The following is a 10,280-nucleotide window of genomic DNA, read 5'->3' as shown; positions in this document are numbered from 1 at the left end:
ACTCCGTCACTGGCTGAGAGGCAAGCCATTCCTTCCTCGTCCCGTACGGCTGCACGTAATACTCATGCACCAATTCCCGAATCTCATCACGGCTAATACCCCGCGGACCAACAGTCATGGCTGCTCCTGTTCCCTTCGATCACTGATTGACTCACAACCAGCCTGACGGAGAGGGCCCAACGGCCGACCCTCCCCCACATTCCCTTGTGCGGGAGGGTCTTGGCTTTTCGTGCAGAACATGAAGGAGCGTCGCCGGAAAACCCACGTCAAATGAGAGAGCGTCGCCGGAAAACCCGCATCAAGTGAGAGAGCGTTGGGAAGCGTCAGGCGAAGTAGACGCCGATCCGGTTGCCGTCGATGTCCTCGATCCGGATGTCGATGTCGTACACGTCGCGGAGCATGGCCTGCTGCATGATTTGGCGGGGGCTGCCCTGGTGGACCAACCGCCCGTCCTTCATGGCCAGGATGGTGTCTGAGTAGCAGGACGCGAAGTTGATGTCATGGACCACCAGGACGATTGTTTTCCCGAACTCGTCAGCCAGCCTGCGCAGGAGCCGCATCATCTCCACCGAGTGCTTCATGTCCAGGTTGTTCAACGGCTCGTCGAGGAGCAGGTACCGGGTGTCCTGCGCAAGCACCATGGCGATGAACGCGCGCTGGCGCTGGCCGCCCGAGAGCTCGTCCACGAACTTGTCCGCCATGGGTGTCAGGTCCAGGTGGGCAATGGCTTCCTCCACCTTGGCGAGGTCCTCCACAGTGGGCCTGCCGCCGGAGTGGGGGAAGCGGCCAAAAGCCACAAGGTCCCGGACGGTGAGCCGCATGGTGAGGTGGTTTTCCTGCCGCAGGATGGCCATGGTCCGCGCCAGCTCCCGGCTGTCCGTGGCGGCGATATCCAGGCCGGCCACGGACACGGCGCCTGCCTCGAGCGGCTGCAGCCGGCTGATCAGCGAGAGCAGAGTGGACTTTCCCGCCCCGTTAGGGCCGATGATCGAGGTGATGCCGCCCTCGGGGATCACGCAGCTGACGTCGTCGAGGACCGCCTGCCCGCCATAGCTCTTGGAGACGTTCCGGACCTCGATCATGGCAGCGTTCCCGCGCTTGTGGCACCAGGACGGGGGCAGGTCATTTCAGGGAGCCTTTCAGGAGGAGGTAGAGGAACAGGATGCCGCCGGCGAATTCGATGACCACGCTCAGGGCGGTGCCGAAGCCGAACACCTTTTCCAGGAGCAACTGCCCGCCCACCAGGGCCACGGCGCCGATCAGCACCACAATGGGCAGCAGCCAGGCGTGGCTGAAGCCGCGGCACAGCTGATAGCCCAGGCTCACTACCAGCAGCCCGAAGAACGTCACGGGCCCCACTAACGCTGTGGACACCGCCACCAGAAGCGAGCACCCCAGCAGGACCCGCATCACCACTTTCTCATGGTCGACACCTACGTTGATGGCCACGTCGCGCCCCAGCGCCAGCACGTCCAGCGTGTGGCGGGCCCGCCAAACAACAGCACAGACAACAGCAACGATGACCGCGGAGACGCCCAGCAGCGCGGGATCCACATTGTTGAAACTGGCGAAGAACAAATCCTGGAGGATGATGAATTCACTCGGCTCCATCAGCCGCTGCAGCAGGGAGGACAGGCCGCGGAACAGGCTGCCCAGGATGACACCCACCAGCAGGAGCAGGTGGAGGGAGCGGGTGGCGCCGGTGAACATCCAGCGGTAGAGCAGTGCGCTGAACGCCACCATCAGCAGCACTTCGACGCCGAACTGCAGCGTGGGCGGGGCGGCCACCACCGCGGCGGCCCCGAGCGTAAACGCCATCGCCGTCTGCACCAGGATGTACAGCGAATCGAAGCCCATAATTGACGGCGTCAGGATCCGGTTGGCCGTGACGGTCTGGAACAGGAGGGTGGACACGCCTACGGCAACGGCTACGAGCAGCATCGCGGCCACTTTGATGGCCCGGCGCGGCAGGATGTATCCGATGTTGCCTTTGAGTTCGAAGAACAGGAAAAGGCAGACGACGGCGGCAGCGGCCGCGAGCAGGACCCCCACTACCAGGCGGGGAGAGGCATTACGGATGGCGGCTTTGAGCTTGGGCGCTGCCCCAGCGGCCCGCCCCTTCACAATGCCAGGCTTTTGGGCGGGTGGCAGCAGCGTTGTGCTCTCACGCATTGCGCCTCCTCAGGATCAGGGCGAGGAAGAGAATGGCGCCCAGCACGGACATCACCATTCCCACGGGGACCTCGTAGGGATAGCGGATGGTCCGGCCGATGATGTCGCACACCAGCACGAAGGCGGCGCCGAACAGGGCGGTCCACGGCACGGCCCGGCGCAGGTTGTCGCCGAAGATGAGGGACACGATGTTGGGCACCACGAGTCCCAGGAAGGGGACGGCGCCCACGGTGGTGACCACCACCGCCGAGATCAACGAGACGATGACCAGTCCCAGCCGCATGGTCCGGCCGTAGTTGAGTCCCAGGTTGGTGGTGAAGTCCTGACCCATTCCCGCCACTGTGAAACGGTCGGCGGCGAGGAGGCCCAGCAGCATCAGGACAGCGACGATCCAGAGCAGCTCGTACCGGCCACGGAGTACCCCCGAGAAGTCGCCGATCATCCAGTTGCTGAGGGTCTGCAGCAGGTCGTAGCGGTAGGCGAAGAACGTGGTGACGGCAGCAATCACCCCGCCCAGCATGATTCCCACCAGCGGGATGAGCAGGGTATTGCGGGCGGGGAGCCGCCGCAGGATGGCCAAAAAGAGCGCGGTTCCCAGCAGTGCAAAGGCGCTGGCCACCAGCATCTTGGCCAGTACCGGGGCCTGCGGGGCGAAGACAGTAACCACCAGGATCCCAAGGGTGGCGGATTCAACCGTTCCCACCGTTGAGGGCTCCACGAAGCGGTTCCTGGCCATGAGCTGCATGATCAGGCCGGCGACAGCCACCGCCATGCCGGCGAGCACCACGGCCAGGGTCCGTGGCACACGGGAAATCCAGAAAACCTCCACCGTGGCCGGTTCGCCCGACAGGAGGGCCGGAAGTGAGACGTCGCTGACGCCCACAAACATGCTGGCGGCCGCGAGGGCAAGGACGGCAACTGCGGCCGCAGCCAGGCCTGCACTGTGGCGGGCCTGGCTGGGGGTTGCCGGCGCAAGCGGGCGCACGGCGGTGGCGGTCATGGGGTCTGGTGCTCAGTTGGGTGGCGTTACGCCACGGAATCGGCGACGGCGTCCACCATTGCCTTGACGTTGTTCAGGCCGTAACCCACGACGTACCAGCCGGCGGGGTCAAGGTTGATGACCTTGTTGTTCTTGGCGGCGTTCGTGGACTGGACGAGCTCGTTGTCCAGGATGGGGTTGGCAGCGGAAGCTTCGGTGCCTACCGCCGTGTCGCGGTTGATGACGTAGAGGATGTCCGGGTTGGCCTGCTTGATGTATTCGAAGGAGATTGCCTCGCCGTGGCTGCCGTCAACCTTAACGTCTGCTGCCGTGGGGACGCCCAGGACGTCATGGATGATGCCGAAGCGCGAGCCGGCGCCGTAAGCGGTCAACTCTCCGCCGGAGGTCAGGACTATAAGGCCCTTGCCGGCGTCGGCGGCCTTGGCCTTCGTGTCGGAGACGGTGGCGTCCACTGAGGCGAGCTTTTCTTCCACTTCCGCTGCCTTGTCAAAGATGGTTCCCAGCTTTTCGGTCTGCGCCTTGAAGCTTTCCATCGGCTGGGCAGCATCGATGGACAGGTCGATGGTGGGGGCGATCTTGCTCAGTTCCTCATACGCTCCCGCCGTACGGCCGGAGATGATGATGAGGTCGGGTTCGCCGGCGCTGACGGCCTCGAAGTCAGGTTCTTTCAGGGACCCGATTTTGCTGTACTTTGCGTCGGCGTACTTGCTGAGCGCCTCCGGGTAGGCGGCTTCCGGCACGCCTGCGGGCTCAACACCGAGGGCATCCAGCGTGTCCAGGACGCCGAGGTCGAACGTGAAAACCTTCTCCGGGTTCACGGGGACGTTGGCGGTACTGCCCTGGGCGTGCTCCACGGTGATGGTGGCTGCTTCGTCAGCGGGAGTCGCCGTCGCGCTTCCTCCGCAAGCGGTGACGGTCAAAAGCGCCACTCCCGCCGCAAGTGCCCCCAGGTAGCTTGACAGCCTCTTCTTCACGTTTTTCTCCGCTCGGGTAATACGTCACAACTTCGTTGCCTAATGGTCCAGAGCCTATAAGTAAGGAGAGGCTAACTTCAAAACGGAAGTGGCAGTTTGAGTCATAAGTGGGAGAGATCACACAGAACGACGCCGGCACTTGGGGAAGTGCCGGCGTCGTGACTGCAGGAGGGTTGCCGAAAAACCCGCAGGAAGTGAGAGAGCGTCTAGGCGGGGGTTTGGGCGAGCTCCGCCTGGCGTTCCTCCACCAGGGTGGAGACGGCGTTGAACAGAGGATGGGCTGGCTCAAGGCCTGTAATCCTCGCCGTGGCATCAGCCGGGCTGGCCGAGGCAAGAATCCCGGCAAGCTCTGTTGCCTCCGTATCGGCGGGATCGTTGAAGCGGAGGGCAGCGGCGATGGCGCCAAGGAGCGCCTCCGGCACCACACCCCGCTCGGCCAGTTCCGCTGCCGGCCCAATAAACCGCTCGTGCCGGCTCAGCTTTCGCAGCGGGGCACGCCCCACCCGGTGCACAGTGTCAGGCAGGTACGGGTTGGAGAACCGGACCAGGATCTTCTGGACGTAGGCTTCCTGCTCATCGTTGCTGAAACCGTGCTTGGAAACCAGGAGCTGCTTGGTCTCCTCCAACACCGCCCGGACGTCCTCGGCAACGTCCTGGTCTGCCATGGCGTCGGAAATTTTCTCCAGGCCCGCCTCGAACCCGAAGTAGGCGGCCGACGCGTGGCCGGTGTTCACCGTAAACAGCTTCCGCTCAATGTAGGGCGAAAGATCGTCCACAAAGGTGGCACCCGGAATCTCGGGGGCGGCACCGGCAAAAGCGGTACGGTCGATGACCCATTCGTAGAACGTCTCCACCGTGACATCCAGCCCCTGGCCGGCCTCCTGGTTGGGGACGATGCGGTCGACCGCGGTGTTCGCGAACACCGCTTTGCCGTCCAGCGCCCCGGCGGCGGCCCCCGGCTGGGAAGCCACTTCCTTGGCCAGGATGTCCGTGGCGTTGATGGCATTCTCACAGGCCATGACCTGCAGCGGAGCCAGCTCTGCCCCCCGTGCAACTATGCCCCTGGCAATTACCGGCGCCACGAACTTCAGGATGTGCGGGCCCACCGCGGTGGTGACGATGTCCGCCGTCGCAATTTCTGCAACGAGCTCGGCCTCCCGGGTGTTGGAATTCAACGCCCGGAAGTTGTTCACCGTCCGCACCGCAGGGTTCTCCCCCACTTCATGCACGGCATAGCTCTCGGCCTTGGCGAGTTCGGCGATGAGGTCCTCCGCTACGTCGGCGAACACCACCTCATAGCCTGCGTTGTGCAGGAGCAGGCCCACAAACCCGCGCCCGATGTTTCCGGCCCCGAAATGTACCGCCTTCACTATGCGTTGACCTTTCCAAAGAGCTCCAGGACCTCGTCCTCTGACGTGGCGGCCTCCAGCCGGGCCACCTGTTCCTTGTTGGTGAAGACCTTCGCGATGGAGGACAGGATGTGCAGGTGCTCGTTGTTGATGCCGGCGACACCCACCACGAACTTGACCTGCTTGCCGTTCCAGTCGATGCCCTCCGGGTAACGGATCACTGACACCGCGGACTTCCGGATGTGGTCCTTGGCCGCGTTGGTGCCGTGCGGGATGGCCAGGAAGCTGCCCATATAGGTGGACACCGACTGCTCCCGTTCGTGCATGGCCCTGACGTAGTCCTCGTCCACCGCGCCGCGGGCCAGCAGGAGCCTGCCGGCTTCGTCAATGGCGGCATCACGGGTGGTAGCTGTCCCGCGGAGCACTACGCTCTCCCGGGCAAGGATTTCGGACGTTCCGGTCCCTGCGGGTTCGGCTTCGGACGTTCCGACGGCGGTGCCGGCGGCTCCTGCAGCTGCAGTTCCAGCCGCTATTCCGGTCGCTGGTCCGGATGCGGACGCTCCGCCCGGTGTTCCCGCGCCGGCGTCCGGGCCTTCCGTTGCAGCGGCACCGTCGGTGTTGCTCTCCCTGACCAGCTCCACGATTTCGTCGTAGCGCGGGCTGCTCATGAAGTTGTCAACGGAATAGTGGACGGCGCTGGAGGTGGCCGGCTTGGCGCGTTCGGTCAGGTCCTGGTGGGTGACCACAACGTCGTAGTCGTCGTTGAGGTTGGCGATGGAGGCGTTGGTGACCTTCACGTCCGGGAACCCGGCCGCCTTGATCTTGTTCCGCAGCACCGAGGCGCCCATGGCGCTGGAGCCCATGCCGGCGTCGCACGCGAAGACGATGTTCCGGACAGGCCCGGCCAGAACAGCAACCCCGCCGCCACCGGCAGCAGAACCTGCGCCCGTCAGGGTGGAGGACACGGAGCTCTTCTTGCCCTTCATCTGCTCCATGCGGGACGTGGCCGCGCTGAGGTCGCCTTCATCACTGTGCTTGGTGGTCTTCATGATGACCGAGGCCACGAGGAAGGACGCCGCGGTGGCCAGGAGGACGGCCAGGATGACGCCCACGTAGCTGTCACGGGAGGTCTGGGCGAGCACCGCGATGATGGACCCCGGGGCGGCCGGAGCCACCAGGCCTGCACCCGTGATGGCCAAGGTGGCGATGCCCGTCATGCCACCTGCGATGGCGGCCAGGATCAGCAGCGGACGCATCAGCACGTACGGGAAGTAGATCTCGTGGATGCCACCCAGGAAGTGGATGATGGCGGCACCGGGAGCGGAGGCCTTGGCGGCACCGCGGCCGAAGAACATGTAGGCGAGCAGGATGCCGAAGCCGGGGCCGGGGTTGGCTTCCAGCAGGAACAGGATGGACTTGCCCTGCTCCAGCGACTGCTGGACGCCCAGCGGCGTGAGCACGCCGTGGTTGATGGCGTTGTTGAGGAAGAGCACCTTCGCGGGTTCAATGAAGATGCTGGTCAGGGGCAGCAGGCCGTTGTTGACCAGGAACTGCACCACGTTGCCCGCGCCGGTGCTGAACGCCGAAACCAGCGGCGAGATGCCATAGAAGCCCAGCATGGCCAGCAGTCCGCCCCAGATGCCGGCGGAGAAGTTGTTGACCAGCATCTCGAAGCCGGGGCGGATCTTACCGTCCCAGATCGAGTCGATCTTCTTCATGGTCCAGCCGCCCAGCGGGCCCATGATCATTGCACCGATGAACATGGGGATGCCGGCACCCACGATCACACCCATGGTGCCGATGGCGCCCACCACGCCGCCGCGGACGTCGTAGACCATCTTGCCGCCGGTGTAGCCGATCAGCAGCGGCAGCAGGTAGGTGATCATTGGTCCCACCAGGCCGGTGTTCGGCACCCCGTTTGTCTCGCCGAAGCCGCCCAGCTGGGGAACAGGCAGCCAGCCCTTCTCAATGAAGAGGGCTGTGATGATGCCCCAGGCGATAAAGGCGCCGATGTTGGGCATGATCATCCCGGACAGGAACGTCCCGAACTTCTGGACGCCAACCCGCATGCTGGTGCGGGGTTTTGCAACTGTCTCTGTTGCCATGTGCTTTCCTAACCGTCATTCCCGCTGCTCCGCAGGATGGTCCGATACTTACGACGACGTACTGATGGAACTGTTTGGCACGCTTTTCAGCCGGCCGGGCTGGTGGAGATCCGGTGAAGCCATTCGAGGAAGAGTTTGAGTTCCGAGCTGGAGAGCTGGTCTGAGTGCGAGGCCTGAAGTGCGGCGTTCAGTGCGATCGCTGCCACCACCACCGACGATTTCCCGGTGTCATCCGGGGCCGCGCCGCTGGCCGGCTCGGCGGACACCGCGAAAATCATGGCGTCCCGGGTCATGGTGGACAATTCGAGGTTCCGGTCGGAGGCGGGCTCCGCAATCAGCATCAGCGTCACACCCACGTTCGCGGCCAGGATGGACCTGGCCGCCTCCCGGGGCTGGACGTTAAGCTGGCCTGCCACCGCTGCCTTGTTCAGCATCTCCTCCATCAGCGCCTCGGCATCGGCAACGATGGCGGGGCGGCTTTCCGGGCGGATGTTGCCGAACATCACCAAATACAGTTCCGGCTGGTTGAGCCCGAACTGCACGTGGTTGTCCCACATTCTCCGGATATCCTCGAGCGGCTGTCCGGAGGGGGCGAAATCCCTTTCGCCCGCAACATACTCTTCAAACCCTGCGGCGACGACGGCGTCGAACAGCCCTTCCTTGTCACCGAAGTGGTGGTACAGCGTGGGAGCCGTCACTCCTGCCAGCTGGGTGATCTGGCGGGTGGAAACAGGTGCTCCCGCAGAGTTCGCCAGCAGCTCGGCGGCTGCACGCAGCAGCCGCATCTTGGGGGGAAGCTGGCCATCCAAACTCATAACCGCTACCCTAGCACCTATAGCAATGCTATATGAACTGAATCACATACAATTTTTTCAGGCACGTTTCCCGCCTCCGGACGTAGCAGTCCTCCGGCGGGCCGGCATGGCGCCGGACAATACCGGCGGGCCTGGCAACCGGCAGAGAATGAGGACCTTCAGTGCAGAACTTCCCAGGAGTAGGCGTCAGCCCAGGCCGCGTCATCGGCACCGTCCGGCAGATGCCCAAACCCATCAGCGAACCTCCGGCCGGCGAGCAGCTGGCAGCAGGCACCACCGCCGAGGAAGCCACAGCAGCGCTGAAGGCGGCCTCACAGGCCGTGCACGATGAGCTCAAAGCTCGCGCCGCCCATGCCACCGGCGACGGCAAGGCAGTCCTGGAAGCCACGGCACTGATGGCCAAGGACACCATGTTGATCAAGGGCGCCGCCAAGCTGGTTGCCCGCGGAACATCGGCCGAACGCGCCATCTGGGAGTCCGGCTCCTCCGTTTCCGAAATGCTCCACAACCTGGGCGGCTACATGGCCGAGCGCGCCACCGACGTCCTCGACGTGCGCGCGCGGATCGTCGCCGAGCTGCGGGGTGTGCCCGCGCCCGGAATCCCGGCTTCAAACACCCCGTTCGTCCTGGTGGCCGAGGACCTGGCCCCGGCGGACACCGCCACATTGGACCCGAACAAGGTCCTGGCCCTGGTGACCTCAGGCGGCGGGCCCCAGTCCCACACCGCCATCATTGCCCGTTCCCTCGGCCTGCCCGCCGTCGTCGCGGCAGTAGGAGTGGACGAACTTCCGGACGGCACGGAAGTGTACTTGGACGGCGCCGCCGGCGCTGTCACCTCCGAGCCGGACGACGCCTTGCGCGCAGCCGCAGAGGCGTGGGCGGCCACGGCTTCCCTGCTGGCCGAGTTCAGCGGCACGGGCGCGACGGCGGACGGCCACTTGGTCCCGCTGCTCGCCAACGTGGGCGGCGGCAAGGACGCGGAGGCGGCAGCCAAGCTCGGCGCCCAAGGCGTGGGGCTGTTCCGTACCGAGTTCTGCTTCCTGGAACGTGACACCGAACCCAGCGTTGAAGAGCAGGCCCTTGCCTACAAAAAGGTCTTTGATGCCTTCCCGGGCAAGAAAGTGGTCCTGCGGACGCTCGATGCCGGCGCCGACAAGCCGCTCCCCTTCCTCACTGACTCCACCGAACCCAATCCCGCCCTCGGCGTCCGCGGCTACCGCACCGACTTCACCACCCCCGGCGTCCTGGACCGCCAACTGGAAGCCATCGCGCTGGCTGAAAAGCAGTCCGAAGCGGACGTGTGGGTCATGGCCCCGATGATCTCGACGGCGGAAGAGGCTGCCCGGTTTGCCTCCATGTGCGCTGATGCCGGCATCAAGACCCCCGGCGTCATGGTGGAGGTTCCTTCCGCTGCCCTTACTGCGGAAGCCATCCTCCGCGAAGTGGGCTTCGCGAGCCTTGGCACCAACGACCTCACCCAGTACGCCATGGCCGCGGACCGCCAGCTCGGCCCGCTCGCGAACCTCAACACCCCCTGGCAGCCGGCCGTCCTGCGCCTTGTTGGGCTGACGGTGGAGGGATCACGTGCCGAGGGCAACAACAAACCCGTGGGCGTCTGCGGTGAGGCAGCCGCGGACCCGGCGCTCGCCGTCGTCCTTACGGGCCTCGGCGTGAGCACGCTGTCCATGACGGCCCGCTCCCTCGCCGCTGTCGCAGCCGTGCTGAAGACGGTGACCTTCGAGGAAGCGCAGCAACTCGCCAAGCTTGCCCTGTCCGCCCCCAGCGCGACTGAGGCGCGGGCGTGGGTGCGCGAAAAGCTGCCCGTCCTGGAGGAACTGGGGCTCTGACCCGGCTGGCCCCCGCCC

8 protein-coding genes are annotated in these 10,280 nt (G+C 65.0%); 1 reads left to right on the top strand and 7 read right to left on the bottom strand.

Going from position 1 to position 10,280, the window contains the following annotated elements:
- Positions 1-323: 323 nt before the first annotated feature.
- From M8J71_RS07515 to M8J71_RS07485, 7 genes are all read right to left on the bottom strand, one after another.
- Positions 324-1,082, bottom strand: coding sequence for an iron ABC transporter ATP-binding protein (locus tag M8J71_RS07515; protein WP_256247320.1), 759 nt, complete (start codon positions 1,080-1,082; stop codon positions 324-326).
- A gap of 40 nt (positions 1,083-1,122) precedes the next feature.
- Complete coding sequence (locus M8J71_RS07510) at positions 1,123-2,172, bottom strand: iron chelate uptake ABC transporter family permease subunit (protein WP_256247319.1); 1,050 nt, start codon at positions 2,170-2,172, stop codon at positions 1,123-1,125.
- On the bottom strand, positions 2,165-3,172 hold the full coding sequence (locus M8J71_RS07505; RefSeq protein WP_256247318.1) for an ABC transporter permease: 1,008 nt from the start codon (positions 3,170-3,172) through the stop codon (positions 2,165-2,167). Before M8J71_RS07505 ends, M8J71_RS07510 begins: the two co-directional genes overlap by 8 nt.
- 26 nt (positions 3,173-3,198) lie before the next feature.
- Positions 3,199-4,146: a siderophore ABC transporter substrate-binding protein gene (locus tag M8J71_RS07500; RefSeq protein WP_256247317.1), complete on the bottom strand. Its 948-nt coding sequence runs from the start codon at positions 4,144-4,146 to the stop codon at positions 3,199-3,201.
- 206 nt (positions 4,147-4,352) lie between these two features.
- Entirely contained in the window at positions 4,353-5,516 is a 1,164-nt protein-coding gene (locus M8J71_RS07495; protein ID WP_256247316.1) for a mannitol-1-phosphate 5-dehydrogenase, read from the bottom strand.
- Positions 5,516-7,600: a PTS mannitol transporter subunit IICBA gene (locus M8J71_RS07490; RefSeq protein ID WP_256247315.1), complete on the bottom strand. Its 2,085-nt coding sequence runs from the start codon at positions 7,598-7,600 to the stop codon at positions 5,516-5,518. The genes M8J71_RS07495 and M8J71_RS07490 overlap by 1 nt, the downstream gene beginning before the upstream one ends.
- An 86-nt stretch (positions 7,601-7,686) precedes the next feature.
- Positions 7,687-8,415: a TetR/AcrR family transcriptional regulator gene (locus M8J71_RS07485; protein WP_256247314.1), complete on the bottom strand. Its 729-nt coding sequence runs from the start codon at positions 8,413-8,415 to the stop codon at positions 7,687-7,689.
- 161 nt (positions 8,416-8,576) lie between these two features.
- Here M8J71_RS07485 and ptsP point away from each other — a divergent pair, with 161 nt between their 5' ends.
- The gene (gene ptsP, locus M8J71_RS07480; RefSeq protein ID WP_256247313.1) at positions 8,577-10,262 is read left to right on the top strand and encodes a phosphoenolpyruvate--protein phosphotransferase; all 1,686 of its coding nucleotides are present in this window, start codon (positions 8,577-8,579) and stop codon (positions 10,260-10,262) included.
- Positions 10,263-10,280 lie beyond the last annotated feature (18 nt).

The organism is Pseudarthrobacter sp. R1, from assembly GCF_024494415.1.
In the GTDB taxonomy this organism is placed as follows: Bacteria; Actinomycetota; Actinomycetes; order Actinomycetales; family Micrococcaceae; genus Arthrobacter.
Note: the sequence above shows the minus strand (reverse complement) of the source record. Positions and strands in the feature narration are given on the sequence as shown.

What these genes read in the sequence shown, in the direction of transcription:
- M8J71_RS07515 (WP_256247320.1), bottom strand. Translation starts at nt 1,082, where the DNA reads ATGATCGAGGTCCGGAACGTCTCCAAGAGCTATGGCGGGCAGGCGGTC.
- M8J71_RS07510 (WP_256247319.1), bottom strand. Translation starts at nt 2,172, where the DNA reads ATGCGTGAGAGCACAACGCTGCTGCCACCCGCCCAAAAGCCTGGCATT.
- M8J71_RS07505 (WP_256247318.1), bottom strand. Translation starts at nt 3,172, where the DNA reads ATGACCGCCACCGCCGTGCGCCCGCTTGCGCCGGCAACCCCCAGCCAG.
- M8J71_RS07490 (WP_256247315.1), bottom strand. Translation starts at nt 7,600, where the DNA reads ATGGCAACAGAGACAGTTGCAAAACCCCGCACCAGCATGCGGGTTGGC.
- M8J71_RS07485 (WP_256247314.1), bottom strand. Translation starts at nt 8,415, where the DNA reads ATGAGTTTGGATGGCCAGCTTCCCCCCAAGATGCGGCTGCTGCGTGCA.